The sequence below is a fragment of the Mesorhizobium sp. CNPSo 4671 genome (assembly GCF_057784245.1).
The window spans coordinates 288,238-313,420 of record NZ_JBWLUW010000005.1 but is presented as its reverse complement, the minus strand read 5'-3'; the positions used below and the strand labels follow the sequence as shown (position 1 = coordinate 313,420).

Annotated in this window: 24 protein-coding genes; 4 read left to right on the top strand and 20 right to left on the bottom strand. The window is 63.9% G+C overall.

Annotation, left to right across the window (positions count from 1 at the left end; all coding sequences use genetic code 11):
* Positions 1-118 precede the first annotated feature (118 nt).
* The 15 genes from lnt to AC04SF_RS17360 all read right to left on the bottom strand — a co-directional run bounded on the left by lnt (position 119) and on the right by AC04SF_RS17360 (position 14,593).
* Positions 119-1,711, bottom strand: coding sequence for an apolipoprotein N-acyltransferase (gene lnt / locus AC04SF_RS17430; RefSeq protein WP_488478848.1), 1,593 nt, complete (start codon positions 1,709-1,711; stop codon positions 119-121).
* A gap of 97 nt (positions 1,712-1,808) precedes the next feature.
* Complete coding sequence (locus tag AC04SF_RS17425; protein ID WP_488478847.1) at positions 1,809-2,279, bottom strand: VOC family protein; 471 nt, start codon at positions 2,277-2,279, stop codon at positions 1,809-1,811.
* Between the two features lie 15 nt (positions 2,280-2,294).
* Entirely contained in the window at positions 2,295-3,371 is a 1,077-nt protein-coding gene (locus AC04SF_RS17420; protein WP_202351699.1) for a hemolysin family protein, read from the bottom strand.
* Between the two features lie 27 nt (positions 3,372-3,398).
* Positions 3,399-3,899: an rRNA maturation RNase YbeY gene (gene ybeY / locus AC04SF_RS17415; RefSeq protein ID WP_488478846.1), complete on the bottom strand. Its 501-nt coding sequence runs from the start codon at positions 3,897-3,899 to the stop codon at positions 3,399-3,401.
* 19 nt (positions 3,900-3,918) lie between these two features.
* The gene (locus AC04SF_RS17410) at positions 3,919-4,911 is read right to left on the bottom strand and encodes a PhoH family protein (RefSeq protein ID WP_019863063.1); all 993 of its coding nucleotides are present in this window, start codon (positions 4,909-4,911) and stop codon (positions 3,919-3,921) included.
* Positions 4,912-5,047: 136 nt separating this feature from the next.
* Positions 5,048-6,457, bottom strand: coding sequence for a tRNA (N6-isopentenyl adenosine(37)-C2)-methylthiotransferase MiaB (miaB, locus tag AC04SF_RS17405; RefSeq protein ID WP_488478845.1), 1,410 nt, complete (start codon positions 6,455-6,457; stop codon positions 5,048-5,050).
* A gap of 75 nt (positions 6,458-6,532) precedes the next feature.
* A complete protein-coding gene (gene olsA, locus AC04SF_RS17400) occupies positions 6,533-7,333 on the bottom strand; it encodes a lyso-ornithine lipid O-acyltransferase (RefSeq protein WP_488478844.1) in 801 nt (266 codons plus the stop codon).
* A 27-nt stretch (positions 7,334-7,360) separates the two neighbouring features.
* Complete coding sequence (rimI, locus tag AC04SF_RS17395) at positions 7,361-7,855, bottom strand: ribosomal protein S18-alanine N-acetyltransferase (protein ID WP_488478843.1); 495 nt, start codon at positions 7,853-7,855, stop codon at positions 7,361-7,363.
* Entirely contained in the window at positions 7,855-8,532 is a 678-nt protein-coding gene (gene tsaB / locus AC04SF_RS17390; protein WP_488478842.1) for a tRNA (adenosine(37)-N6)-threonylcarbamoyltransferase complex dimerization subunit type 1 TsaB, read from the bottom strand. Before tsaB ends, rimI begins: the two co-directional genes overlap by 1 nt.
* A 97-nt stretch (positions 8,533-8,629) precedes the next feature.
* A complete protein-coding gene (locus AC04SF_RS17385; protein ID WP_488478841.1) occupies positions 8,630-9,733 on the bottom strand; it encodes a DUF1513 domain-containing protein in 1,104 nt (367 codons plus the stop codon).
* Positions 9,734-9,735: 2 nt separating this feature from the next.
* Positions 9,736-10,815: an imelysin family protein gene (locus AC04SF_RS17380; RefSeq protein ID WP_488478840.1), complete on the bottom strand. Its 1,080-nt coding sequence runs from the start codon at positions 10,813-10,815 to the stop codon at positions 9,736-9,738.
* On the bottom strand, positions 10,815-12,416 hold the full coding sequence (locus tag AC04SF_RS17375) for a di-heme oxidoreductase family protein (protein ID WP_488478839.1): 1,602 nt from the start codon (positions 12,414-12,416) through the stop codon (positions 10,815-10,817). The genes AC04SF_RS17380 and AC04SF_RS17375 overlap by 1 nt, the downstream gene beginning before the upstream one ends.
* Before the next feature lie 12 nt (positions 12,417-12,428).
* Positions 12,429-12,914 carry a bacterioferritin gene (bfr, locus tag AC04SF_RS17370; protein ID WP_488478838.1) on the bottom strand — a complete coding sequence of 162 codons (486 nt, stop codon included), beginning with the start codon at positions 12,912-12,914 and terminating at the stop codon, positions 12,429-12,431.
* The gene (locus tag AC04SF_RS17365; protein ID WP_488478837.1) at positions 12,880-13,191 is read right to left on the bottom strand and encodes a (2Fe-2S)-binding protein; all 312 of its coding nucleotides are present in this window, start codon (positions 13,189-13,191) and stop codon (positions 12,880-12,882) included. The genes bfr and AC04SF_RS17365 overlap by 35 nt, the downstream gene beginning before the upstream one ends.
* Before the next feature lie 112 nt (positions 13,192-13,303).
* Positions 13,304-14,593 (bottom strand): imelysin family protein, encoded by a 1,290-nt coding sequence (locus tag AC04SF_RS17360; protein WP_488478836.1) that lies wholly within the window; start codon positions 14,591-14,593, stop codon positions 13,304-13,306.
* Between the two features lie 432 nt (positions 14,594-15,025).
* Between AC04SF_RS17360 and AC04SF_RS17355 the strand changes: the two genes are divergently transcribed.
* Positions 15,026-16,279, top strand: a complete 1,254-nt coding sequence (locus AC04SF_RS17355; protein WP_488478835.1) for an NAD(P)/FAD-dependent oxidoreductase — start codon at positions 15,026-15,028, stop codon at positions 16,277-16,279.
* Positions 16,280-16,396: 117 nt separating this feature from the next.
* On the opposite strand, the gene AC04SF_RS17350 is transcribed toward AC04SF_RS17355, so the two are convergent.
* Positions 16,397-17,674, bottom strand: coding sequence for a 4-aminobutyrate--2-oxoglutarate transaminase (locus tag AC04SF_RS17350; RefSeq protein ID WP_096453286.1), 1,278 nt, complete (start codon positions 17,672-17,674; stop codon positions 16,397-16,399).
* A 171-nt stretch (positions 17,675-17,845) separates the two neighbouring features.
* Positions 17,846-18,085: a hypothetical protein gene (locus AC04SF_RS17345; RefSeq protein ID WP_488478834.1), complete on the bottom strand. Its 240-nt coding sequence runs from the start codon at positions 18,083-18,085 to the stop codon at positions 17,846-17,848.
* Between AC04SF_RS17345 and AC04SF_RS17340 the strand changes: the two genes are divergently transcribed.
* Genes AC04SF_RS17340 through AC04SF_RS17330 form a run of 3 tightly spaced genes read left to right on the top strand, consistent with a single transcriptional unit; the run spans position 18,060 to position 23,214 of the window.
* Positions 18,060-19,043: an efflux RND transporter periplasmic adaptor subunit gene (locus tag AC04SF_RS17340; RefSeq protein WP_488478833.1), complete on the top strand. Its 984-nt coding sequence runs from the start codon at positions 18,060-18,062 to the stop codon at positions 19,041-19,043. The two genes, AC04SF_RS17345 and AC04SF_RS17340, sit on opposite strands and share 26 nt — an antisense overlap.
* Positions 19,040-20,116 (top strand): efflux RND transporter periplasmic adaptor subunit, encoded by a 1,077-nt coding sequence (locus AC04SF_RS17335; protein WP_488478832.1) that lies wholly within the window; start codon positions 19,040-19,042, stop codon positions 20,114-20,116. The genes AC04SF_RS17340 and AC04SF_RS17335 overlap by 4 nt, the downstream gene beginning before the upstream one ends.
* The gene (locus AC04SF_RS17330; protein ID WP_488478831.1) at positions 20,116-23,214 is read left to right on the top strand and encodes an efflux RND transporter permease subunit; all 3,099 of its coding nucleotides are present in this window, start codon (positions 20,116-20,118) and stop codon (positions 23,212-23,214) included. Before AC04SF_RS17335 ends, AC04SF_RS17330 begins: the two co-directional genes overlap by 1 nt.
* 12 nt (positions 23,215-23,226) lie before the next feature.
* Here AC04SF_RS17330 and AC04SF_RS17325 read toward each other — a convergent pair whose 3' ends face one another.
* From AC04SF_RS17325 to AC04SF_RS17315, 3 genes are read right to left on the bottom strand one after another with little or no spacing between them, the layout of a single operon-like run.
* Positions 23,227-23,541, bottom strand: coding sequence for a hypothetical protein (locus tag AC04SF_RS17325; protein ID WP_488478830.1), 315 nt, complete (start codon positions 23,539-23,541; stop codon positions 23,227-23,229).
* A 45-nt stretch (positions 23,542-23,586) separates the two neighbouring features.
* The gene (locus AC04SF_RS17320; RefSeq protein ID WP_488478829.1) at positions 23,587-24,336 is read right to left on the bottom strand and encodes an ABC transporter ATP-binding protein; all 750 of its coding nucleotides are present in this window, start codon (positions 24,334-24,336) and stop codon (positions 23,587-23,589) included.
* Complete coding sequence (locus AC04SF_RS17315) at positions 24,333-25,178, bottom strand: ABC transporter ATP-binding protein (protein ID WP_488478828.1); 846 nt, start codon at positions 25,176-25,178, stop codon at positions 24,333-24,335. Before AC04SF_RS17315 ends, AC04SF_RS17320 begins: the two co-directional genes overlap by 4 nt.
* Between the last annotated feature and the right edge of the window lie 5 nt (positions 25,179-25,183).

Below are 25,183 nucleotides of genomic sequence, written 5' to 3'. Positions count from 1 at the left end.
TCGGCTTTGTGATTTTTTTCCCGCCCAAAAAAAGCCGGGGGCGACTGCCCCAACAGAACGTTCCACCGGCTTCGAGAAATTTCAGGCGATACAGTATGAGTTTCTAATGTGTCGACTGTCAATTCACCCGTAGCCTTTGCCTTACGTTCGACAGCGCCCCCACAAGCGCAAACAGCAACATGATCAGCATTCCGTTAATGCGCCGCTGGCCCGCGGAAACGACCGCCTGTGCGGAAATCGGCACCTTCACATCGATGGCTCCGCGCGCATCGATCGCCAGCGCGTCGACGATGCGTCCGTGTGGGTCGACGACGGCCGAGATGCCGTTATTGGCAGCACGCAGCAAGGGCAATCCGTTCTCCACCGCGCGAATCTGGGCCTGCCTGAAATGCTGATACGGTCCCGGTGTGTCCCCGAACCAGGCATCATTGGTAACGTTCACAATAAGCTGCGCTGACGTAGCGTCAACTGCCACAAGATCGGGAAAGATCACCTCGTAACAGATAAATGGCAAGGCACGGATGCCGCCCGGCAGCGTGATGGCGTGGCGCTCGTTGCCGGCGGCGAACGTCACCGGGCCGGCGACAAGCTGTGCGATGCCGAAACGGTTGAACAGGTCGGCGAAAGGCAGATATTCGCCGAACGGCACCAGATGGACCTTGTCGACGGCGTCGGCGATTTCACCTTTGTCGTTGATCGCCACCACGGAATTGTAATAGCGGCTGTCGGCGCTGGCCGCCGAGCCACCTTCCTCGCGAACGACGCCGGCGATCAGCATCTGGCCATCCGCCAGCATGTCGCCCAGCGCCGTCAGCGCGTCGGGGCGTTCGGTGAAGAGGAACGGCACCGAGGTTTCCGGCCAGAGAATGAGTTGCGGCTTGCCGTGACCAGGGTCCGGCGCCTTGGCGGACAGGCCGAGCAAGGTGGCGAATATGCGATCGCGCACCGAAGCGTCCCATTTTTCACTGAGGTCGACGGCCGGCTGAACGATGCGGACATCCAGGCTGCGCTCCGCCGGCTTTTCCGGTGCGGCAAGCCTGACATAGCCGAAGCCGACATGGGCTGAGGCAAGCAGGACGAACAGCGCCGCGCCCAGGCGAAGATGCCGGCGCGCCGCCAGCAGCGCCGGCAGCGCGAAAAGAAACACCGCGAGCGCGTTCATGCCGATCATGCCTGTCACCGACACGCTTTGCATGAGAAGAGGCACCGGCATTGCCGCGTAGCCGATGGCATTCCAGGGAAAACCGGTGAACAGGAAGCCGCGCAGCCACTCGGTCAACCCGAAGCCGAAGGCAAGGGCGGCGATGCGTCCGATATCGCTGCTCCACAGAAGCCGGGCGACCATCGTCGCGAAGCCATAGAAAAAGGCGAGCGCGAACGGAATGCCGACCACGGCGAAGGGAAGCGCCCAGGCAAACTCGTCGGCCTCGACCAGCAGCGCCGAGCCGATCCACCAGAGACCGGCGAGGAAATAGCCGAAACCGAACCACCAGCCGACGGCGAAGGCCGGCCGCAAGCGCCGGAACAGGCTGCCGGAGGCTTCGCCGGTCGCGCCGTCGAGCAGCCAGACCAGCAGCGGAAACGAGATGAAGCAGGCGGCGAAGAAATCGTAGGGTGCCTGGCCAAGCACCGCCAGCGCCCCGGCCAGAAAGGCCACCAGCGCCCGCCGCCAACCCCAAAGCAGAATTATCCGGCCGGCCAGGCGCTCCATGCATACTTCCGAGTCGCGCGAATCAGGACGCAAGATTTATCAGGCCGCGGCCCGCGCTCCAAACGCCGGGCTGTCAGCGGCGATGACCCGTCGCGCTCTACCGGTGCCAACCCTCGATGCGCAGGCCGCTCAACCGCTCGGCCTCTTCGCGGGAAACGGAACGGATGGGCCGCGTGAAGGTCCAGACATGACCCTCGGGATCGCGCGCCCGATACTGACGTTCGCCGTAGAATTGGTCCGTGGGCTCCTGGATTATGTCAGCGCCGGCCGCCCGCGCCTGCTCGCAATGCGCATCCAGGCCGTTCCTCAGCCTGACATACACGGACTGCGTGTTCTTGCCCGAGACCGAAGCCGGGCTCGCGACATAATCAGCCCATTCGGAATCGACGACTATGTAACTGTCGCCGAACCGCATCTCGGCGTGGATCAGCTTTCCCTCCGCATCGCTCACCACCATGCTGCGCTCGAAGCCGAAAGCCGCTTCGAGCCACACCAGTGCCGCGCGAGGATCCCTGTAGAAGACGCCGGACCCAAGGCTCGCATGCTTGAACGGGTCATCGATCGTCATCGGCGAGCGGAGATCTCAGGCCTGTTCGGTACGGGCCGTGGCGCGCCGGCGGCGCTCGCCCTTCTGGCTCTGCACGATGCGCACACGCTTGACGCGGCGCGGATCGGCATCGAGCACATGGAACTCGAAGCCCGGAATGGCCTGCACCACCTCGCCCCGCGCCGGCACGCGGCCGAGCGTGTTGAAGATCATGCCGCCGATCGTATCGACATATTCGCCATGTTCGCCGGCGGCGAAGTCCTCGCCGATCATCTTGGCGACCTCGTCGATCTCGGCCTTGCCGTCGACGATGAAGGCGCCGTCGCCGGCCTGGGTGATCATCGGCTCGTCGTCGTCATGTTCGTCCTCGATGTCGCCGACGACCATCTCGACAATGTCCTCGAGCGAGACGAGCCCGTCCGTGCCGCCATACTCATCGATGACCAGCGCCATCTGCGTGCGCGTCGTCTGCATGCGGCCCATCAGGTCGGAAGCAAGCATCGATGGCGGCACAAAGAGAACCTGGCGGATCAGATTGAGCTCGCCGATGGTGCGCGCAAGGTCGACCTGGGCGAGATCGAGCTGCGTGGCGACAGGCGTTTTCCGGGTTGTGCGGCCCTTCTTGACGCGCGCGAGCTTGGTGATGTGGGCCAGCACGTCGCGGATATGGACCATGCCGCGCGGGTCATCGAGCGTTTCGGAATAGACCGGCATGCGGGAATGGCCGGATTGTTCGAAGGTGCCCAGGAGATCGCCGAGCGTCGTGGTGATCTCGACCGCCTCGATGTCGGCGCGCGGCACCATGACGTCCTCGACGCGCACCTCGCGCAGGCGCAATATGTTGTTGAGCATGGCGCGCTCGCCAGGCGAGAAGGATTCGGCGTCGCTGGCGGTCTCGGCCAGCGCGCCGGCGATTTCCTCACGCAGGCTGGTGCCGTTGCGTTGCCGAAACAAGCCCAAGACACGGTCGAACAGGGAAGGTCCGGCAGGCGAAGGCTCGCTGGCAGCGCTGCCGGTTACGGTACTCGGACTTGATCCCTCTTCCGATGTATCGGAAGCCTTGGGCGCACTGCCGGCGTCGGGGCGGGCGGCAGTCTCTGGTTTGTCGTTCATCGTCGTCCGGTCAATTGTCAGATGTAGTTACGCGTAGGGATCGGGAATGGCAAGCCTTGCGAGCGCTGCGCGTTCGATGGCCTCCATCTCCTCGGCCTCGGCATCGGTCTCGTGATCATAGCCCAGCAAATGCAGCAGGCCGTGGATGACGAGATGGGTGATATGGTTCTGCACCGGCTTGTCTTCCAGTGCCGCTTCGCGTGAAACCGTCTCGGCGGCGAGCACGATATCGCCCAGCATGGGCGGCAGTGGGCCGCCTTCCACAAACGGAAAAGCCGGGAAAGACAAGACGTTGGTGGGTTTGTCCTTGCCGCGCCAGTCGGCATTGAGTGTCCGGATATGGGAGTCGTCGGAAAAAACGATGCTGAGTTCGGAACGGCCCGTCACGCCGGTCTCGGCGAAAGCCGCGTCAACCGCGCGATCGACCAGCCGCGTCAGCCTTGCCTCATCGGGCCAGTCGCCCGCTTCGACCGATATATCTATGTCGACGGGAGGCCTCCCGTCGCCGGATATTTTGTCTTCAGGCATGAAGCCGCATCGTCAAAAATCAATTCTCGGCGCCGAGGCCGCGCGCCAGCTTGGCGTCACGGTCATAGGCCCTGACGATCTCGGCCACCAGCGGATGGCGAACGACATCGACATCGTTGAAACGCACGGTGACCGCGCCGGCCACACCGTCGAGGACACGCAAGGCTTCGACCAGGCCTGATTTGGTGCTCGGCGGAAGGTCGATCTGCGTCGGATCGCCGGTGACGATCATCCGCGAGTTCTCGCCGAGACGGGTCAGGAACATCTTCATCTGCATCGGCGTGGTGTTCTGGGCCTCGTCGAGGATGACCGCGGCATGCGCCAGCGTGCGGCCGCGCATGAAGGCAAGCGGGGCGATTTCAATGACTTCGGCGGCAATGGCGCGCTCGACCTTGTCGGCCGGCATCATGTCGTAAAGCGCGTCATAGAGCGGCCGCAGATAGGGATCGACCTTTTCCTTCATGTCGCCGGGCAGGAAGCCCAGCCGCTCGCCGGCCTCGACGGCCGGCCGCGACAGGATGATGCGCTCGACCATGCCGCGCTCGAGCAGCATCGCCGCGTGCGCCACCGCCAGATAGGTCTTGCCGGTGCCGGCCGGACCGATACCGAACACCAGTTCCGACCGCTCCAGCGCCCGCATATAGGCGTCCTGGTTCAGCGAACGGGCATAGATCGTCTTCTTGCGGGTGGCGATCTGGGCGGCGGAGACCTTGCCCTTGCGCTCCAGCGTCGGCAGGGTCAGCTGATCGTCGGCGGCGACCGCCATGCGCACGGCGCCATCGACGTCGGACTGGCCGATATCGACGCCTTTCTGCAAAATCCCGTAGAGATTGTCCAAGGCGCGGCGCGCCTGTTCGGCGGCAGAAGCCGACCCCTTGATGGTCAGCTGGTTGCCGCGCGAGCGGATGTCGACGCCGAGCTTCTGCTCGAGCCGGGCGAGGTTCTCGTCGAACTGACCGTAAAGGGCGCTGGCAAGCTTGTTGTTGTCGAAAGTCAGAACGATGTGCGCCATGTCAGAAGCCCCAGATGCCGGTACCGGGGGCAGGTTCTTCAGCTCTGCTGCGCTCAACCGTCTCTCCTCATCTGCCGAGATCTGTTGCGATGCATGTCGTTGTCCCAAAACCGGGACCACTTTTGAGCGACATGCATCAGGCCAACTCGGCGAACAGGCTATTGTAGCCCGTCTTCGTGATTCGCACCTGGATAATGTCACCGATTTCGCCGGCCTTTTCATCAACAATAACCGGCTGCAGCCAAGGTGAGCGGCCGACCTTCTGGCCGGCCTGCCGGCCGGGCTTCTCGATCAGCGTGTCGATTGTGCTGCCGACCAGGCTGGAGCCGAAGTCCTGCTGCTGCTTCAAGAGCAATGCCTGCAGGCGCTGCAAGCGCTCGTCCTTGACCGTTTCGGGCACATGATCGGCCATTTCGGCGCCCGGCGTGCCGGGGCGCGGCGAGTATTTGAACGAAAAGGCCGAGGCGTAGTTCACCTGGCGCACCAGTTCCATGGTCGCCTCGAAATCGGCCTCCGTCTCGCCGGGGAAGCCGACGATGAAGTCGCCTGACAAAGCGATATCGGGCCGGGCGGTGCGAATGCGGTCGAGCAGCGCCAGATAATCCCTGGCGGTATGCCTGCGGTTCATCGCTTTCAGGATGCGGTCCGACCCCGATTGCACCGGCAGATGCAGATAAGGCATCAGCGACGGCAGGTCGCGGTGGGCAGCGATGAGTTCATCGTCCATGTCACGCGGATGGCTGGTGGTATAGCGCAGCCGCGCCAGTCCGGGGATTTCGGCCAGCCGGAACAGCAGGCGGCCAAGGCCCCATTCCTCGCCATTGTCGCCCTGGCCGTGCCAGGCATTGACGTTCTGGCCAAGCAGCGTCACCTCGCGCACGCCGGCCCCGGCCAGACGTTCAGCCTCGGCGACGATCTGCGCCACCGGCCGCGACACTTCCGAGCCCCTGGTATAGGGCACGACGCAGAAGGTGCAGAACTTGTCGCAGCCTTCCTGCACGGTGAGGAAGGCGGTGACGCCGCGCTTGATCACCTCGGCGCGCTTGGGCTGCGGCAGATGGTCGAATTTGTCCTCGATGGCATAGTCGGTCTCGACGATCTTCTCGCCGCCGCGCACCCTCGCCAGCACATCGGGCAGACGGTGATAGGTCTGCGGCCCGATGACCAGGTCGACGGCCGGCGAGCGCCTAATGATCTCGGCACCCTCGGCCTGCGCCACGCAGCCGGCAACGCCGATCAGCATTTCGCGGCCGGCAATGGCGCGTTCCGCCTTCATGTCGCGGATACGGCCGAGCTCGGAATAGACCTTTTCGGCCGCCTTCTCCCTGATATGACAGGTGTTGAGCAGCACCAGATCGGCCTCGCCGATGGCATCGGTCGCGGTATAGCCGTCGGCGGCCAGCGCATCGCCCATGCGCTGTGAATCATAGACGTTCATCTGGCAGCCATAGGTCTTGATGAAGACCTTCTTCGCTGCCGTGGCACGCACCGCCGGCTCTTCGGCCGAGGTAGCGATGTTGTCGTTTTCGATCGTGTTCAAGTCCATCCGGCGGCTTCTAACGCCTTTCCGTGACAAAAAACAGACGATTCTCGGCGTACACCCGAAGGCGCAGGGCTTGGGCTAGCGGCTCGGGCGCGGATCGGCGAGTGCCGCCCGCATCATCTCGCGCACCTGGCTTTCCATCAGCCTGGCCGTTTCCTTGCGGTTCGAGCCCCTGGCAAAGGCGATCGGTTCGCCGAAATGCACCTCGACGTCGAGCGCGCCTTCCGTCATCAGCACTTTCAGATGCGGCATCAGATCCTCGTCGCCGATCCAGGCCGAGATCGGCCGGTGACGGCGGCCGAGCGGCACGCCGTGCAGGCGCGTATAGGCGATCGCCACCGGTTGGATGAACACCTGCTCGGCCGCCCCCTCCGAAATCGCCATCGAGGCGGCGCCGAACAGCGTGCTCTTGAACGGCAGGACGGCATTGCCGTCACCGGTCGAGCCCTCGGCGAACAGCACCATGGCGTCGCCCTTGGCCATGCGGCTGGCGATCTCGCTGGCTTGGTCGCCCGAGGAACGCTTGCGTTCGCGCTCGATGAAGACGGTGCGCTGCAGTTTCGACAGCATGCCGATCAGCGGCCAGCCTTCCATATCGGCCCTGGCGATGAATTTCACATCGGCAAAAGAGCCCAGCACCATGATGTCGGTCCAGGAGATGTGGTTTGCGGCAACCAGCAAGGGCCGCTTGTCGGACAGCGTCCCCTTGACATGGACGCGCATGCCAAGCGCCCTGAGGATGAGCCTGTGCCATATCTTGAGAATGACGGTTTCCGGCCACCAGCCGGTCTTCATCGACAGGATCTGCAATGGCACAAGGACCAGAGAACCGGCGACGACAAGGCCCAGGGCCAGGAAAATCCTGATTTTTCCGATCATGCTGTCCTGCGCCTACCCGATCTCTGGCTAGCGAAGATCGCGGCGCATGACAAGCGCACCGGTCGGCCCGCGATCGGGCGACTTGTAGTAGTCCGGGCGCTTGCCGACTTCGCGGAAGCCCAGCCGACGGTAGAGAGCGATCGCGGCGACATTGGTTTCGTCGACCTCGAGGAACAGAGCTTCGGCGCGCTGCGCGTGCAGTTCGCGCAGCACCGCATCCATCAACTGCCAGCCAAGACCCTGGCGGCGATGCGAGCGCGCCACCGCGACTGTCAGGATCTCGCCCTCGCCGGCCGCCAGCCGGGCCAGCACGAAGCCGACAGGCGGCTTGGAGCCCTGCCCGGTTTCGCGTGCGGCATAACCGAACACGGTGTTCTGTTCGAGCAGAGCGGCGAACTCGCCATCAGTCCACGGACGAACAAAGTCCTCGCGATGCAGCAACGACACAGCCGGGCTGTCGGTAATCCTGAGCGGCTCGAGAGCATAGTCGCGGCGGCGCGGGTGGAGAAAAGGTATGCGCATTAATTTTGTTGCCTTGATAAAATGAATCCGGCCTGCGGCTTGGCGTCGGCACCGCGCAGATAAAGGGGTTTCGGCCTTTCGCCTTGCCCCTTTGCCGCAGCCAGACGGGCGTAGGTGAGAATATCAGCGGTCGCCGTCTGAGGCCCAATATCGAAACCGCGCCCGGCCGAGGCCGTGATCAATGCCGCAGCGGTACCAGCCAGCACCACAGAGTAGTCCATCGCCAAGGCAGTGGCTTCTGGTAATGTGGCGACGGTTGGACCGTAAGTCAAAACTAACGCTTTGTCATACAGCGCGGCATGGATTTCCTCACGGCCGGCATCGAGCGCCGCCAGCACGGCGCGGCCGGGAAATGCCACCGCGGCCTCGGCGGCCAATGCTTCGAGCGTCGTCACACCGATCGCCGGAATTTTCAACGCCAGCGCCAGGCCACGCGCGGTCGAAACGCCGACGCGCAGACCGGTGAAGGAACCGGGACCGACAGAGACGGCAATGGCGCCGAGACCGGGATAGTCGGTTTCGGCCGCCTTCAACGCCTCGGCGATGACGGCCATCAGGTGCTCGGCATGGCCCTTGCCGAGATCGAGCACCGTGCGGCCAAGCTCCCGCCCGGCCGCCGCGTCGTAGACGCAAGCGGCGCAGAGGCTGGCAGCACAGTCGATGGCAAGCACTTTCATGAAACGACCGGTTCCGAAAAACAACTTCCCTGTGCCCGCCACGGCGCGCCACCGCAAGCATAATTTGTTAAGCGGCTTCGGTTCCGCCAGCGCGCTGTCAGACCCGTTCGATGCGCAGCATGTGGTTGTCCCAGACATAGTCCGGTTCTACCCGCGTCGCGCCGCTGTCCTCGACGATCTCGCCGGCGCCCGTGCTGGCCATGAAGCCCGACCCGTCCGGCGCCAGGCCGCAGACCTCGACCAGCGCGCTGGATGAGACGACCCGGCCGCTGGCCGCATCGATCACCACAAGCGAATTGCCTTCCGGCGACGAGACGGCGACGGTGCCGGCCAAGGGATTGGCGGCGACCGAGCCGATGTAGTTGCGGAAGCCGGACAATACCTCCTGCGGCATGTCGAGAAGCTGCAACTCCTTGCCGCACACGGCGCGGCCGACCAGCAGCGGGCGATCGGTATCCGGTCCCCGATACTGGCAGCCAAACCAGACGGTGCCGGATGGATCGGTGTCCATATGCCGGATCGACAGCTGGTGCAGGGAAGCCGGCAGTTCATGCTTTTCGATGAGGTCGCCGGTGACGCGGTCGATGAGCACATAGGACGGCTTCATGGTGGCGATGTTGAGCTCGGCGCGGCCATAATCGGGATGGGTTTCGATGCCGCCATTGGCGACCGCGATCGTCCGGCCGTCACCCATGAGCAGAAGCTCGTGCGGGCCCATGCCATAGGTCGGGAATTCGCCGATACGGCTGAATTTCGCCCGCGCATCATAGACGCCGACGACGCCGGCCGCGTTGTCGAAATCATTCTCGGTGGCATAGAGCAGCGCGCCGTCGGGTGAGAACACGCCGTGACCGAAGAAATGTCGGCCAGTGATGCTGGCGATGGTCTGCGGGGCATCGCGCCCGGTGTGGTCGAACACCACGGCGAAGGTACCGGGCTGGCGGGCGAAGACCACCGAACGCTTCGACAGGGGATCGAAGGTGACGTCATGGCCGCGATCGGGCAGGTCGATCGCATGCAGCACCTTGCCGGCCTCGGACAGGACGGCCGCGCCAAAACTGCCGTCACGTTTGACGAAAGCGGTGGCGAAGACGGCGTCGGCAGCAAGCGTCTTTGCCCAGGCAGACGGCGTCATTGCGGCGACGAAGCCGATGCCTGCGGCTTTCAGAAAGTCACGACGATCAACGAGCGGCGTGCGCATGCTCAGTCCCCATCCAGCGAGGAGAACCCAGCGGTCAGACCGAATTCGGCGGTCAGTCTGGTGCCGATCAGGGTCGACAGGCTGGAGGTGATCAGGGCGAAATGCTCAAACTTTCCGCGCAGCGCCGGGTCGGCTAGCGTCTTGTCGATAGGACCCTGAATCGACTTCGCGGTCGCGACGCCGTTGACCAGTTGGATATGGATCGATTCCGCCATCCAGCGCGCATCTTCAGGCAAGGCATCGCCAAGCTTCGAGGCCTGGAACAGCGCATCGATGCCGGCGAGATTTCCGGCCAGCGCATTGGCGGTGTTTTGCGACCGCCAGTAGATCGCCTGCTTCGGCTTATCCGCATCCGGCCTGCCGCCAAGGAAACCTTTCAGGCGGACATCCCTCACCATCTCCAACTCGTTGATAAAGACGCCGACCAGTTCGGTGACCGCTTCGTTGCCGTCGCGGTAGAGCGGGTTCTGTGGTCCCGGATTGGCCCAGAGTGCGGCAAAGCCGTCCGGCTTGTTCCAGGCCGCGCTGACATCGCCGGCCATGGTTTCGATATTGCCGGCAACCGCCGCGCCATAGGCGCAGCGATAGGGATCGTCCTTGCCCGACAGTGCGTCGGCGCCGTCGCCGAAAAGCATGAATTCCAGCGCGCCGAGCCCTTGCATGGCGACGCTCTTGCCGGCCAGTTGTTTCGGATTGGTGACGGTCGGATCCTTGTCCGCCAGTGCCGCCTGCACCTGTTTGAGGCCAATGCTCTTGCGATCCGGCCAGTAGAGGATGCGCTCCTGCCAGTTGTTCTCCTTGATCGGCCCAAAGCTGATGATTTCGGCCGACGACCAGGAATAGACCGTGGCCGAGAACTCGGCCCGCGCCGCATCGAGTTCCCCTTGCGAGGGTGCTTCGCAGAGCTTGTGCATCGCCTTCGTCAGGGTTTCGGCATGCTGGTGCAAATCGGCATAGGCCGGGCGGACAAAGCCGTCGATCGCCCGCTGGATGATGTCGGAGGCTTTCACCGCCGCCGAGGCCGGGAAAACACCGAGCAAAGCCAGCGGAAGAATGAGAACCAGGGCAGAGCGCTTCAGCATCACAGTGACTCCAGGAATTTGACCAGCGCATCGCGCTCGGCCGCGTTGGCAGCGGCAAAGCGGGCGCGCGCCTTCTGCGCCTCGCCACCATGCCACAGGATCGCCTCGGCCAGGCTGCGCGCGCGGCCATCGTGCAGAAAGAAGGAATTGCCGTTCACGGTCTCGGTGAGGCCGATGCCCCACAGTGGCGGGGTGCGCCATTCGCTGCCCGTCGCATCGCCCACCGCCTGGCCGTCGGCCAGGTCGGGACCCATGTCGTGCAGCAGGAAGTCGGAATAGGGCCAGATCAGTTGGAAGGCTTGCGCCTTATTGGGCGCATCGCGACGGGTGACGAATTTCGGCGTGTGGCAGGCAACGCAGCCGATCTCGTAGAAGAGCTTCTTGCCGGCGAGCACGTCAGGCGCGGCGAGGTCACGGCGTGCCGGCACGGCCAGGTTCTGCGAATAGAAGGTGACGAGATCCATCACTGGCGGCGGCGCCTCGACCGGACCGAGGCGCGCCTGCACGCCATTCGGCATGGCGAGGCATTTTGCTTGCGCCGCGGTGCAATCGCCCCAGTGTTTTGGTTCTTCCGGCGTCGAGATGCCGATGTCGCCGGCGAAGGCATCCGCCGCCTGCTGACGGATCGTCGCGGTCTGCGCCTTCCAGCCGAAACGGCCAAGCGTCAGCTCACCGGTCTGACCGTCGCGCACAGTGTTGGGCCTGCCGGAAATGCCGTCACCGTCCAAATCGTCCGGATCGGCATGAGCCAAAATATCGGCCGGCGCGATCTGCTCGATCAGGCCAAGGCCGATCATCGGCGGCGTCAGGCGCGGCGACAGGGTGGTGCGCGGATCGAGCGGCCCGTAGCCGAGATCGGTGACGGAGTAGCTGGGCTCGTGCAGCGAAACCACGGCGCCATCCGTCAGCTCCACCTTACGTTCCTGATAGTCGACATGCATGCGGCCTTCGCCGGGCAGGCCGGGCACCGCCAGTTCCTGCAACTGCGTGCCATAGACCAGATCGGGAAAATTGAGCATCTGGTGGCTGGCAATGGCTGCTTTTTCGTCGGCGCTGCTGGCGTCGCGCGCCAGCCGCAGGAACATAGAGGTGGTGCCGGTATCGCCTTGTGGCGGACGACCGCGGCCGTCCTTCAGGTGGCAGTTCTGGCAAGCGCGTTCATTGAACAGCGGACCAAGCCCGTCGGACGCTTGTGTCGAGGATGGCGACGACACCCAGTTCTTGCGAAACAAAGCGTTGCCGAGCTTGAAAGTGCCCTCTTCCTCGAAGGTGAGGTTGGCCGAGGATTGCGAGAAGGCGTCGCGGCTGACGTCTTTCTCAGACGTGCCGGCGCCGCCTTGCATCAATTCGAACGGTTCGGGTTCTGAGAAATCCGTGGTCGGCCTGGTGACGGCGATGACGCGCGCCTGATCCTTTGGATCGAGGTCGCTGCGCGTGGTGGCGAGCCCGACTGGCTGAAGGTCGCCGGCAATCGCGGATGATGTCAGCGCCAGCACAAGAACGGTGCAGCACCGACGAGCCGATCCGGCGGGTCTTTTCAGGAGAAGCGACGAGCCGGCGGCCCGCCGCGAGCGGCGCAGCAATTCTAAGAGGCGCCGCATTCCCGCATGCCTTTACTCCGCCTCGTTGGCCGACTCGGCGTTGAGCTGGCCGTACTTCTCCTCGCCGATCGAGGCGAGCAGGTCGAGCTGCGTCTCGAGGAAGTCGATGTGACCTTCCTCGTCAGCCAGCAGATCCTCGAACAGTTTCATCGTCACGTAATCACCAATCTCGTGGCAGATCTCGCGCGAGCGCTTGTAGGCAGTGCGCGCGTCATATTCGCCGGCAAGGTCGGATTCGAGCACTTCCTTGACGTTCTGGCCGATGCGCAGCGGCGCCACGGACTGCAGGTTCGGATGGCCTTCAAGGAAGATGATACGGGCGATGAGCTTGTCGGCGTGGTGCATCTCCTCGATCGATTCGGCCCGCTCCTTCTTGGCCAGCTTGGTGTATCCCCAGTCCTCGAGCAGACGGAAATGCAGCCAATATTGATTGACGGCTCCGAGCTCCAGGAAAAGAGCCTCGTTAAGCCGCTCGATGATCTGAATTTCGCCTTTCATGGGTTCTGCTCCCGTATTGGACGCGCAGGCCCCTGACGCGATCCAGATGTGAAACGACATCCACGCCGCTCGCCTCCGAGCGGGCGTGATAATTTTCGGTGACCCGAATGATCGTTTCGACCACATTCGGGAAGCAGCCGCAACAGCGACCGCGCTTCTGCATCGCGTGATAGACCTTGGCCGGCACGATGAGTTGCCAGGGATCCTGGTCCAGCAGCCCGATGATCGTCTGCTCGATCTCCTTCTCCGTGATGATGTTGCAATGGCAGATCAGCATTTACAGTGCTCGGATGGCTGACGGCGCCTCCCGCGCCGTGTGGCTTGTTCTGGTCCCGGACCCCATTCCGGACCCGATTATCAGCTTCGGACCGGGCTCCAGGTTTCGGTGCTTACTTGAACACCTTGTCGGGTGCGTCGAGGCTGTCGGAGCCTTCGAAGGCGATGGCGTTGAGTTTCAGCGAACCGACGGCACGTTCGATCGATTTGGTCTGGTCGATCAGCGCGTCGATCGCCGCCTGCACCGTGGCGTTGCCTGCCGTGTTGCCTTCGGCGATCTGCTGGTCATAAGCCTCACCGGCCAGTGCCCGCGCCTTGATCGCCTCCATCTTGGCGACGCTGACATCGAGCTTGTCGGACAGTTCCTTGTCGATCGCTGGATCGGCCGCCTTGACCATGTCGTGCACCGAAGGTCCAGAAACGACGGTGCCGTCGAGACGTGTGTAGTTGGCGAGGTAGGCGGCCCGGATGCCAATCGCGTCATAGAGGTGCGAATTGTAGGTGTTGTCGGAGAAGCAATCTTGCTCCTCCTCGGGATCATGCAGCAGCAAGCCGAGTTTCATACGTTCACCGGCCAGTTCGCCATAGGACAGCGAGCCCATGCCGGTGAAGATGACCGAGATCGCCGTATTCGGCTCGCCATCGACGAGGTTCTTGCGCGCCGCGCCGTCTTCCTTCCAGTCGTTGACCATCTTCTGCAGGTCCGAAACCAGCAGGGTGGTGACGGACTTCAGATATTCGGCACGGCGATCGCAATTGCCGCCGGTGCAGTTCTTGAGGTCGTAGTCGGTGTAGGGGCGCTCGCCGGCGCCCGGGCCGGTGCCGTGTAGGTCCTGGCCCCAGAGGAGGAATTCGATGGCGTGATAGCCGGTGGCGACATTGGCCTCGATGCCGCCGGCTTGCTGCAAGGTGCCAGAGAGGAATTCCGGCGAAAGCTTCGAGGCGTCGACCTTCTTGCCGTTGATCTCGATTTCCTTGTTGGCGATCACATTGGCCGTATAGAGCGAATTCGCGTCCGATTCCGTGCCATAACTCTTGGCGACATAGTCGATCAGGCCTTCATCCAGCGGCCAGGAATTCACCTCGCCTTCCCAATCGTCGACGACCTTGTTGCCGAAGCGATAGACTTCGGTCTGTTGATAGGGCACGCGCGCGGCCTTCCAGGCGTCGCGGGCGGCGTTGAGCGTGTCCGCCGACGGGTTGGCCAGCAGCGCGTCGACCGCCTTGTCGAGTGCCTGCGCCGTGGTCAGCGAATCCTCGTATTTGGCGAGCCCGATGTCGGCATAGGTCTTGATAACGGCCTTTGCGTCGGTCTCCGCCTTGGCAGGCAACACAAACACCGCCGCCGTCAGCAGCGCCGTGGCACCAATCGCCGCAAACCTGCCGCCGTATCGTGCTGTCATTATCGCTCTCCAGTTTCTCGGAAATTCCATAAACGCCGCGCGCGGCGGCCGGCGCCAGGCCATTTCGATGCCAAAAGGCGCAAAACTTGCCGCGTCATCGCGCGGTTCGCGGAAGAAAGACACCAAAATGCCTCCAATCGAACGGGTTCAAGGCCCAAACATCAAAGGGATGCGCCAACGCGCAGGCTTCCATAAAGCTTCGACGTCGGTGGAAGTCAATGAAAATCGACAGGAAAAGCCAATCGAAACAATAGTTTAGAATTATTCTAAACTACAAAGCTCAACTTTACACCATCCTGCGCCGGTCTCGCTGCGGAACTGTACGATTGACAGCCACCATTCCGGGTGCGACCCGCAAACGCCGTCTTGCGGCGGCGCCAGACAATTGCCACCTGGCGAGACATCCTAGGATCGAATCAGGATTGGAATGCGATGAAGAACGGCGTGGTCATTGTCGGTGCGGGTCATGCGGGCGTGCAAGCGGCCGCCAGTCTGCGCGAGGACGGCTATGACGGACCGGTGATCCTTATCGGCGACGAGAACGAGCTGCCCTATCACAAGCCGCCGCTGTCGAAGACTTTCATCAAGGACGCCGAGGCCAAGCCGCAACCCTTGCGTGGCGAGGCCTTTTATACCGGCAACACCATCGACTACCGGCCGGGCATGCGGATCGACCGTATCGATGCCGGCGGACGCTGCCTGGAGATATCAGGCGGCGGCGCGCTTGCCTTCGACCATCTGATCCTGGCGACCGGATCGCGCCCGCGCACCTTGCCGCTGCCTAGCTCGGACCTGTCCGGCGTTTTGTCGTTGCGTTCGCTGGCCGATGCACGGTTGATCCGTGACTTGAGCGCGCAGAGCGAAGATGTCGTCATCCTCGGCGGCGGCTTTATCGGACTAGAGATCGCCGCGACGCTGCGGGCGGCCGGCCGCACGGTAACAGTGGTGGAAGCGGTCGACAGGCTGCTCGGCCGCGCCGTGGCACCCGTGGTGGCGAGCCATGTCCGGCAAAGGCTGGAGGCGACAGGCGTGCGCATCCTCACCGGAACCTCGATTTCAAGGCTCGAAGGCGAAAACGGCCATGTCGTCGCCGCGATCACCTCGTCGGGCGAAAGGCTGCCGGCGCGCATGGTCATTGTCGGCATCGGCGCCGTGCCCAATGTCGAACTGGCGCAGGACGCCGGCCTCACCATCGCCAATGGCATCCGCGTCGACCACCATATGCGCAGCTCGGTGCCGGAAATCCTGGCGATCGGCGACGCCGCCTCTTACCGGCACTGGTTCAGCGGCGGCGACGTGCGGCTGGAATCGGTGCAGAATGCCACCGACCAGGCCCGCCTTGCGGCGCGCACGATTACCGGTCACGCGGACGCCTATTCGGCGGTGCCATGGTTCTGGTCCGACATTGGCGACATGAAGCTGCAGATGGTCGGGCTGACCGCCGGCGGCGACAGCCATGTCGTGCTGGGCGACCTGCCCGACAACAAGTTTTCCGTCTATCATTATGCCGGCGACCGGATGCTCGGCATCGAATCCGTCAACCGCCCCGGCGACCACATGCTCGGCCGCAAGATGCTCGGCGCCGGCTTCTCGCCGACGCCGGAAACCGTGGCCATGGGTCCTGAAGGCTTGAAAGCGGCGCTGGCTGCTTTTCAGCAGGAGGGGCCTGCAAGGGCTGCGGGATAGACACCCTTACCCTCCCCCTTGCGGGGAGGGTCTCTGCGAAGCAGCAGGGTGGGGGTCGGCGCCAAGCCCCCCACCAGGACCTTCGGTCCGACCTCCCCACGAGGGGGAGGTGGAACGCTAGGCAGCGCAGACTTCGCGGATCGAGCTTTCCAGAATGTCGAGCGCCTCGTTCATCACCTCGTCCTGGATGGTGATCGGCGCCAGGAAGCGGATGACGTTGCCGTAGACGCCGCAAGTCAGCAGGATCAGGCCCTTGTCCAGCGCCTTCAGCCGGACGGCGTTGGCGATCTCGGCCGACGGCAGGCCCTTCTTGACGTCGTTGAACTCGACCGCGTTCATGAAGCCGAGGCCCCTTATGTCGACGATCTCGGGTACGTCGTCACGGATCGACTGCAGGCGCTGCTTCAGCCGCGCACCCAGCGTGTTGGCGCGGTCGCACAGTTTTTCGTCCTCGATCACGTCGAGCACGGCGTGTGCCGCGGCAACGCCGATCGGGCTGCCGCCATAGGTGCCGCCGAGGCCGCCTGGGCCGGGCGCATCCATGATCTCGGCGCGGCCAGTCACGGCCGACAGCGGGAAGCCGCCGGCCAGGCTCTTGGCCATGGTGGTGATGTCGGCCGCGACCTCATGATGGTCCATCGCGAACATCTTGCCGGTGCGGGCAAAGCCGGTCTGCACTTCGTCGGCGATGAGCAGCATGCCGTGCTGGTCGCAGAGCTTGCGCAGCGCAGTCAGGAATTCGCGCGGCGCCTCGTAGAAGCCGCCCTCGCCCTGAACCGGCTCGACGATGATGGCGGCGACGCGGGCCGGATCGACATCGGCTTTGAACAGCCGGTCGAGCGCGGCCAGCGAATCGGCGACTGAGACGCCGTGCAGCGGCACCGGGAACGGTGCGTGGTAGACGTCGCCCGGCATGGCGCCGAAGCCAACCTTGTAGGGCACGACCTTGCCGGTCAGCGCCATGCCCATGAAGGTGCGGCCATGGAAGCCGCCGGCGAAGGCAATGACGGCTTGGCGGCCGGTGGCGTTGCGGGCGATCTTGATGGCGTTCTCGACCGCCTCGGCACCGGTGGTGACGAAGATCGTCTTCTTGTCGAACTTGCCGGGCAGCATGGCGTTCAGGCGTTCGGCCAGCCTGACATAGCTCTCATAGGGCACGACCTGGTGGCAGGTGTGGGTGAAACGGTCGAGCTGCGCCTTGACCGCCTCGATGACCCTGGGATGGCGGTGGCCGGTGTTGACGACGGCGATGCCCGAGGAAAAGTCGATGTAGCGACGGCCTTCGACATCCCAGATTTCCGAATTTTCGGCCCGGTCGGCATAGATTTGCGTGGTCATGCCGACGCCGCGCGAGATCGACTGGTTCTTGCGTTCGGAAATGGCTGAATTCTTCATGATATCCCTCATCGGGCCGGCGCCCGTTCTCGTTGATCAGATGTCTTCTGACCTTATTTCACGTTTTCCTCAAGTCGGCACCACCGGTTGGCGATTGGGCCTGATCTCGGTGCCTCCTTAACCAGTCATCCGATACGCGTACGAGACCGGTTTCCTTTTTGCGGAGATCGATTATCCTCCTGACATCCGCAAGGCATCGCTGTCAGCGAGCGACCGGCGGCTGGGGGAGCCCATGAGCAGGAACGCGACATCGTCCGTCTCGCCGCCATCCGTCAAAACCTCCAGCCTTTCGTCTTTTCCAATCGCCTCGGCGTGCGCCTGCGCAGCCGTCTTGCTGTTGGCCGGTTGCCAGAAGCAGGAAGCGGCGGACAAGAAACTGCCGGTCATGGTGCGCACCGAAACGGTGGCCATGGCCGACTATGCGCCGAGGACCTCGCTGACCGGGGTGATCGCCGCGCGCACGCTGAACAATCTGTCGTTCCGGGTCGGCGGCCGCGTCGCCGAGCGGCTTGTCGATGTCGGCCAGCACGTCGACAAGGGTGCCGTGCTTGCCCGAATCGATCCGCAGGAACAACAATCCGATCTGCGCTCGGCACAGGCCGATCTTGACGCGGCACAGGCGCAGCTGACCCAGTCCGCCGCCGCCTTCGAGCGACAGAAGACGCTGCTTGCCCAGGGTTTCACCACAAGGCGCGACTATGACGCCGCCGACCAGGCGCTGAAAGTGGCGCAAGGCAGCGTCGATGCCGCGCAGAGCGCATTCGCCAACGCCCAGCAAAACCTGTCCTTCACCGAGCTCAAGGCCGGCGCGCCCGGCGTCATCACCGCCCGCCAGGTCGAAACCGGCCAGGTGGTGCAAGCGGCACAAACCGTCTTCACCATCGCCGAGGACGGTGACCGCGACGCGGTGTTCAACGTGCAGGAGACGCTGGTCGCCAGGACGCCGCCCTCGCCGGCGGTGACGATCACGCTGTGGTCCGACCCGCAGGTCCGGGCGACAGGCAAGGTGCGCGAAATCTCACCGGCGGTCGACCAGGCCTCCGGTTCGATCCGGGTCAAGATCGGCATTGCCGACACGCCCGCCGGCATGCCGCTGGGGGCGGCCGTCATCGGCTCGGTCAGCGCCAAGCCGACGAAGGCGATCCTGTTGCCCTGGCAGGCGCTGACCTCCAGCGCCGGCAAACCGGCGGTCTGGATCGTCGATCCCTCGACCAAGGCGGTGACGCCGACGCCGGTCGAGGTGCTGGCCTACGATTCGGGCACGGTCGTCATCGCCGGCGGGCTGAACGAAGGCCAAAGCGTCGTGACCGCAGGCGGGCAGTTGCTCAATCCCGGCCAGACTGTCGAGATATTGGGAGCGGGCCAATGAACCGGCCGCCACGGATCCTGCTTGGCCTGTTCGCGCTTGGCGCGCTCGCCGCCTGTTCGAAATCGGATGAAAAGCCGCCGGAGGTCATCCGGCCGGTGCTGTCGGTCGTGGTCGAGCCGCGCACCACCCAGACCTTCGGCTTTGCCGGCTCGATCGAGCCGCAGATCAGCGCTGACCTTGCCTTCCGCCTGCTCGGCCGGGTCGTCTCGCGCGACGTCAAGGTCGGCGACATAGTCAGCAAGGGCACGACGATCGCCGCGCTCGACCCGACCGCGCTGGAGTTGGCGGTGCAAGCGGCCACGGCCGAGCTCTCCAATGCCGAGGCACAATTCGCCAACGCCGCCGCCAGCGAGGAGCGTCAGCGCCAGCTGCTCGCCTCGGCCAATACCACGCAGGCCGTCTTCGATGCCGCGCAGCAGGCACGCAAAGCAGCGGAAGCCAACGTCGAACGGGCCAAGGCCGCGTTGGCGAAATCGCAGGAACAGCTTGGCTATGCCAGGCTGTTTTCGGATTTCGACGGCGTCGTCACCGCAGTCGGCGCCGAGGTCGGACAGACGGTCTCGGCCGGCCAGACGGTCGTCACCGTGGCGCGGTCGGATCTGCGTGAAGCGGTGGTCGATATTCCCGATCAGTTGACCGGCGACCTCACCGCCGGCACGCCGTTCCAGGTCATCCTGCAATCGCTGCCGACGATCGAGACTGAGGCCAAGCTGCGCGAAATCGCGCCGCAAGCCGAGGGCTCTACCCGCACCCGGCGCGTCAAGCTGACGCTCACCGATCCGCCGCAGGCCTTCAGGCTCGGCTCGACGGTGACGGCGACCCGCATGACCAAGGTGGTGCCGACCATCGAACTGCCCATGTCGGCACTGCTCGAAAAGGACGGTGCCGACAAGGTGTGGATCGTCGACCCACAAACCTCCAGCGTGAGCGCGAAAGAGATCAAGGTGGCCGCCAAGGGCGCCGCCACCTTCACGGTCGCCGAAGGGCTGGAGGCAGGCATGCGCGTGGTCACCGCAGGCGTCCACAGCCTGAGCGAAGGCCAGAAGGTCAAAGTGCCGGAGGGCGGCGTCTGATGAAGGGCTTCAATCTGTCCGACTGGGCGCTCAGCCACCGCTCCATGGTCTGGTATTTCATGCTGGTCTTCGTGGTGGCCGGCATCTTCTCCTATCTCAATCTCGGTCGTGAGGAAGACCCCAACTTCACCATCAAGACGATGATCATCCAGGCCAACTGGCCGGGCGCGTCGGTCAAGGAGACATTGCAACAGGTCACCGATCGCATCGAGAAGAAGCTCGAGGAGCTCGACAGCCTCGACTATACCAAGTCCGTCACCACCGCTGGGCAGACCGTCATCTTCGTCAACCTGAAGGACACCACCAAGGCGCGCGATGTCGTGCCGAACTGGATTCAGGTGCGCAACATGGTCAACGACATCAAGGCGCAGTTTCCGCAAGGCGTGCAGGGGCCGTTCTTCAACGACCGCTTCGGCGACGTCTACGGCAACATCTACGCCTTCACCTCGGACGGGCTGACGCCGCGCCAATTGCGCGACTATGTCGAGGATGTCCGCACCAAGATCCTGACCGTGCCCAATGCCGGCAAGGTCGACCTGGTCGGCGCGCAGGACGAGGCCATCTATCTCGAATTCTCGACCCGCCAGATCGCGGCGCTCGGCCTCAACCAGCAGGCTATCGTGGCAAGCCTGCAGGCGCAGAACGCGATCACGCCATCCGGTGTCATCCAGTCCGGTCCCGAACGTATTAGCGTGCGTGTCGGCGGCCAGTTCACCTCGGAGGACAGCCTTCGTGCCATCAACCTGCGCGTCAACGACCGCTTCTTCCGGCTGAGCGACGTGGCGACGATCACACGCGGCTATGTCGATCCGCCAACGGCGCTGTTCCGCTTCAACGGCCAGGACGCGATCGGGCTCGCCATCGGCATGAAGCCAAACGCCAATCTGCTGCAGTTCGGCGAGGCGCTGCATGAGGAGATGAACAAGGTGCTGGCCGACCTGCCGGTCGGTGTCGGCGTGCATCTGGTCGCCGACCAGCCGGTCATCGTCGAGGAAGCTGTCTCAGGCTTCACCCGCGCTCTGTTCGAGGCGGTGGCCATCGTGCTCGCGGTGTCGTTCATCAGCCTCGGCATGCGTGCCGGCTTCGTCGTGGCGCTGTCGATTCCGCTGGTGTTGGCCATCACCTTCACGGTCATGGCCTATCTCGGCATTTCGCTGCAGCGCATTTCACTCGGGGCGCTGATCATCGCGCTTGGGCTGCTGGTCGACGACGCGATGATCGCCGTTGAGATGATGGTGGCGCGGCTGGAGGTCGGTGACAATCTGCGCAAGGCGGCGACCTATGTCTACACATCGACCGCCTTCCCGATGCTGACCGGGACGCTGGTGACGGTCGCTGGCTTCATCCCGATCGGCCTCAATTCGAGTGCTGCCGGCGAATACACCTTCACGCTGTTCGTCGTCATCGCCGTGTCGCTTTTGGTGTCATGGATCGTGGCGGTGCTGTTCGCGCCACTGCTCGGCGTCACCATCCTGCCGGCGACTATGAAGGCGAAGCACCACGACCAGCCGGGACGCTTCACCTCGCTGTTCCGGAGCGTGCTTGTCGGCTCGGTGCGCCGCCATTGGCTGACCATCATCGTCACGGTGCTTCTGTTCGCTGCCTCGATCGCCGGCTTCGGCCTCGTCCAGCAGCAGTTCTTCCCGCCTTCCGATCGGCCCGAGCTGATCGTCGACTGGAACCTGCCGCAGAATTCCTCGATCGCCGAGACGCGCGACCAGATGGAGCGCTTCGAGCAGCGGGCGCTGGTCGGCAATCCCGACATCGACCATTTCTCGTCCTATATCGGCCAGGGCGCGGTGCGCTTCGTGCTGGCCTATGACGTGCAGCCGGCCAACCCCTATTTCGGCCAGACCGTGATCGTCACCAAGAGCCTCGAGGCGCGCAACCGGGTCAAGCCGGCGCTGGAGAAGCTGCTGCGGGAGGAATTTGTCGGCACCGACGCCTTCGTCAAATTGCTCGAACTCGGACCGCCGGTCGGCCGTCCGGTGCAGTACCGTGTCGGCGGCCCCGACATCCAGACCGTGCGCGGACTGGCGCAGCAATTCGCCGGCCTCATCTCGGCCAATCCGAAGCTCGCGGCACCGACCTTCGACTGGAACGAGCCGCAACGCGTGCTGAGGGTCGACGTGCTGCAGGACAAGGCGCGCCAGCTCGGCATCACCTCCTCCGATATCGCCAGCGCGCTGAACAGCACGGTCGGCGGCGCCACCATCACCCAGGTGCGCGACGCTACCTATCTGATCAATGTCGTGGCGCGCTCACGCGACGCCGAGCGCGGCTCGATCGGCACGCTGCAGAACATGCAGCTGCCGACCAGCACCGGCGAGGCCATCCCGCTCGCGGCGGTGGCCAATTTCCGCTACGAGCTGGAGCAACCGACAGTATGGCGGCGCGACCGCATTCCGACGATCACCGTGCGCGCCGGCCTGGTCGGCGACGTGCTGCCGGCGACCGTGGTCAACGAGCTGAAGCCGTCGGTCGATGCCTTCATCGCCAAGCTGCCGCCGGGCTATTCGGTCGAGACCGCCGGCTCGGTCGAGGAAAGCGCCAAAAGCCAGGGACCGATCGCGGCCGTCGTGCCACTGATGCTTTTCGTCATGGCCACGATCCTGATGATCCAGTTGCAGAGCTTCCAGCGCCTGTTCCTGGTCGTGGCTGTGGCGCCGCTCGGGCTGATCGGCGTGGTCGCGGCCCTGGTGCCGAGCGGCGCGCCGCTCGGCTTCGTCGCCATCCTCGGCGTGCTGGCGCTGATCGGCATCCTGATCCGCAACTCGGTCATCCTCATCGTACAGATCGAGGATCTCGTCAAAGAAGGCAAGGATCGCTGGGCGGCGGTCATCGAAGCGACGGAACACCGCATGCGGCCGATCGCGCTGACGGCAGCCGCAGCGAGCCTGGCGCTGATTCCGATCGCGCGCGAAGTGTTCTGGGGACCGATGGCTTATGCCATGATGGGCGGCATCATCGCGGGAACGGCGATCACGTTGCTGTTCCTGCCAGCGCTTTATGTGACGTGGTTCCGGATCAAGGAGCCGAAGGGCAGAAAAGAACCGCCCGTTCCGGAGAATGGCGAGCCAGTGCAAGATCCAGCTTAAGGTTTTGACGGGTCATTCGTTGTCGTTGGAGGGTACAGGGCGCGACCTGGCGCGCTGCCACGGCGACGATCTTGAAGTGCGCCAGGCGTGCCAGCCTTCCGGCAAGTCGGCCAACGCCAGGATGCTTTCATCTCGCTGCACAACGTTTTGCAAGCTGACGATCATTATGTCGCCTTCGTCAACAGGTCCAGTTTCGCTGTTGTGGAATTGCCAACTGCCGTCGTCATCGTCATGCGAGACGTATGCAATCCAATCGCCGCGAGTTATGATGCCCCTATCCAGAAACACCGCGACGTTGGGTGGGTCCGCAAACTTCCATTTCTCCATGGGAATTCCCCAAGACGACTGTTCTGCACAGAGCAAGAAACGAATTCAGGCTGTCCTCACAAACCCCTCGCTGGCCCGCAACAGATTGCGCGTGAAATCCTCTGTCACGCGGTGCGCGACAAGTTGGGCCGCCGTGAGATTCTCAACCGCCTCGCCGCCCTGCATCACCATCAGCCGTTCGCACATATGGGTGACGATGGCGAGGTCGTGGCTGACCATCAGGAAGGTCAGCTTGCGCCGCCGGCGGACTTCTTCCAGCAGGTTGAGCACTTCCGCCTGCACCGAGGCATCGAGCGCCGAGGTCGGCTCGTCGAGCAGCAGGATCGAGGGTTCGAGGATCAACGCGCGGGCAATGGCGACGCGCTGGCGCTGGCCACCCGACAATTGGTGCGAGTAGCGGAAACGGAAACCGTTGCCGAGGCCAACCTCGTCGAGCGCCTGCTGGATGCGCTTTTCGCCGTCGGCAAAGCCATGGATGGCCAGCGGCTCCTGCAGCAGACGGTCCACCGTCTGGCGCGGATGCAGCGAGCCATACGGGTCCTGGAAGACCATCTGCACCTCGCGGTAAAAGGCCTTGTCGCGGCGCGCGCCAAGCTTCTTGCCGTTGACGGTGATGCTGCCCGATGCGACCGGCGCGAGGCCGGCGATGGCCCTGAGCAGCGTCGATTTGCCGGAACCGCTCTCGCCGACCAGGCCGAAGGATTCGCCTGACCTCACTTCAAGGCTGACGCCTTTCAGCGCGCGAAACCGGTCGAAGATCACTTCCAGCCCGTCGACGGTGATCGCAGCTGTCATGCCGCCCACTCCGGCTTGCGGTCGAGCACCGGCAGCGGATGGCGTTCGAAGCCGATCCTGGGCATGCAGTTGAACAGGCCGCGCGTGTAGGGATGCTGGGCCTGGCCGAGTTCGGAGGCCTTGAGCTGCTCGACCACCTTGCCGGCATACATGACGATGACGCGATCGCAGAAGGACGAGACCAGACGCAGATCATGCGAAATGAAAATCAGCCCCATGCCACGATCGCTGACCAATTTATCGAGGATGCCGAGCACGTCGAGTTGCACCGTGACGTCAAGCGCCGAAGTCGGCTCGTCGGCGATCATCATCTCCGGCCCAGCGATCAGCATCATGGCGATCATCGCTCGCTGGCCCATGCCGCCCGAGACTTCGTGCGGATGCAGGTCGTAAACTCGCTTGGGATCGCGGATCTGCACGGCTTCCAGCATGGCCAGCGCGCGCTCGCGCGCCTCTGCCTTGGAGACTTTCTCATGCGTGCGCAGTGTTTCGACGATCTGGCGGCCGATGCTCATCACCGGGTCGAGCGAATATTTCGGATCCTGCAGGATCATGGCGATGCGGTTGCCCCGCAGCGCCCGGCGTTCGCGTGGCGAGATACCGAGCAGGTCGATGCTATCGAAGGCCAATTTGTTGGCCGATATCCTGGCCTGCGGCGGCGTCAGGCCCATGATGGCGCGGCCGGTCTGCGACTTGCCCGAGCCGGACTCGCCAACGATGCCGAGCCGTTCGCGGCCAAGCGAGAAGGATACGCCGCGCACCGCCTCGATCAGCCCGGTGCGGGTCGGGAAGGTGACGCGCAGATCGTCGACGCCGAGAAGTGTCTTCGTCTCCGTGCTCATTGGTC

What these genes read in the sequence shown, in the direction of transcription:
- olsA (WP_488478844.1), bottom strand. Translation starts at nt 7,333, where the DNA reads ATGATCGGAAAAATCAGGATTTTCCTGGCCCTGGGCCTTGTCGTCGCC.
- AC04SF_RS17380 (WP_488478840.1), bottom strand. Translation starts at nt 10,815, where the DNA reads ATGCTGAAGCGCTCTGCCCTGGTTCTCATTCTTCCGCTGGCTTTGCTC.
- AC04SF_RS17410 (WP_019863063.1), bottom strand. Translation starts at nt 4,911, where the DNA reads ATGGCGCACATCGTTCTGACTTTCGACAACAACAAGCTTGCCAGCGCC.
- AC04SF_RS17330 (WP_488478831.1), top strand. Translation starts at nt 20,116, where the DNA reads ATGAAGGGCTTCAATCTGTCCGACTGGGCGCTCAGCCACCGCTCCATG.
- AC04SF_RS17325 (WP_488478830.1), bottom strand. Translation starts at nt 23,541, where the DNA reads ATGGAGAAATGGAAGTTTGCGGACCCACCCAACGTCGCGGTGTTTCTG.
- AC04SF_RS17345 (WP_488478834.1), bottom strand. Translation starts at nt 18,085, where the DNA reads ATGGCCACCGTTTCGGTGCGCACCATGACCGGCAGTTTCTTGTCCGCC.
- AC04SF_RS17350 (WP_096453286.1), bottom strand. Translation starts at nt 17,674, where the DNA reads ATGAAGAATTCAGCCATTTCCGAACGCAAGAACCAGTCGATCTCGCGC.
- ybeY (WP_488478846.1), bottom strand. Translation starts at nt 3,899, where the DNA reads ATGCCTGAAGACAAAATATCCGGCGACGGGAGGCCTCCCGTCGACATA.
- AC04SF_RS17420 (WP_202351699.1), bottom strand. Translation starts at nt 3,371, where the DNA reads ATGAACGACAAACCAGAGACTGCCGCCCGCCCCGACGCCGGCAGTGCG.
- AC04SF_RS17385 (WP_488478841.1), bottom strand. Translation starts at nt 9,733, where the DNA reads ATGCGCACGCCGCTCGTTGATCGTCGTGACTTTCTGAAAGCCGCAGGC.
- AC04SF_RS17315 (WP_488478828.1), bottom strand. Translation starts at nt 25,178, where the DNA reads ATGAGCACGGAGACGAAGACACTTCTCGGCGTCGACGATCTGCGCGTC.
- lnt (WP_488478848.1), bottom strand. Translation starts at nt 1,711, where the DNA reads ATGGAGCGCCTGGCCGGCCGGATAATTCTGCTTTGGGGTTGGCGGCGG.
- AC04SF_RS17335 (WP_488478832.1), top strand. Translation starts at nt 19,040, where the DNA reads ATGAACCGGCCGCCACGGATCCTGCTTGGCCTGTTCGCGCTTGGCGCG.
- AC04SF_RS17375 (WP_488478839.1), bottom strand. Translation starts at nt 12,416, where the DNA reads ATGCGGCGCCTCTTAGAATTGCTGCGCCGCTCGCGGCGGGCCGCCGGC.
- bfr (WP_488478838.1), bottom strand. Translation starts at nt 12,914, where the DNA reads ATGAAAGGCGAAATTCAGATCATCGAGCGGCTTAACGAGGCTCTTTTC.
- AC04SF_RS17320 (WP_488478829.1), bottom strand. Translation starts at nt 24,336, where the DNA reads ATGACAGCTGCGATCACCGTCGACGGGCTGGAAGTGATCTTCGACCGG.
- AC04SF_RS17360 (WP_488478836.1), bottom strand. Translation starts at nt 14,593, where the DNA reads ATGACAGCACGATACGGCGGCAGGTTTGCGGCGATTGGTGCCACGGCG.
- rimI (WP_488478843.1), bottom strand. Translation starts at nt 7,855, where the DNA reads ATGCGCATACCTTTTCTCCACCCGCGCCGCCGCGACTATGCTCTCGAG.
- miaB (WP_488478845.1), bottom strand. Translation starts at nt 6,457, where the DNA reads ATGGACTTGAACACGATCGAAAACGACAACATCGCTACCTCGGCCGAA.
- tsaB (WP_488478842.1), bottom strand. Translation starts at nt 8,532, where the DNA reads ATGAAAGTGCTTGCCATCGACTGTGCTGCCAGCCTCTGCGCCGCTTGC.
- AC04SF_RS17365 (WP_488478837.1), bottom strand. Translation starts at nt 13,191, where the DNA reads ATGCTGATCTGCCATTGCAACATCATCACGGAGAAGGAGATCGAGCAG.
- AC04SF_RS17355 (WP_488478835.1), top strand. Translation starts at nt 15,026, where the DNA reads ATGAAGAACGGCGTGGTCATTGTCGGTGCGGGTCATGCGGGCGTGCAA.
- AC04SF_RS17425 (WP_488478847.1), bottom strand. Translation starts at nt 2,279, where the DNA reads ATGACGATCGATGACCCGTTCAAGCATGCGAGCCTTGGGTCCGGCGTC.
- AC04SF_RS17340 (WP_488478833.1), top strand. Translation starts at nt 18,060, where the DNA reads ATGGTGCGCACCGAAACGGTGGCCATGGCCGACTATGCGCCGAGGACC.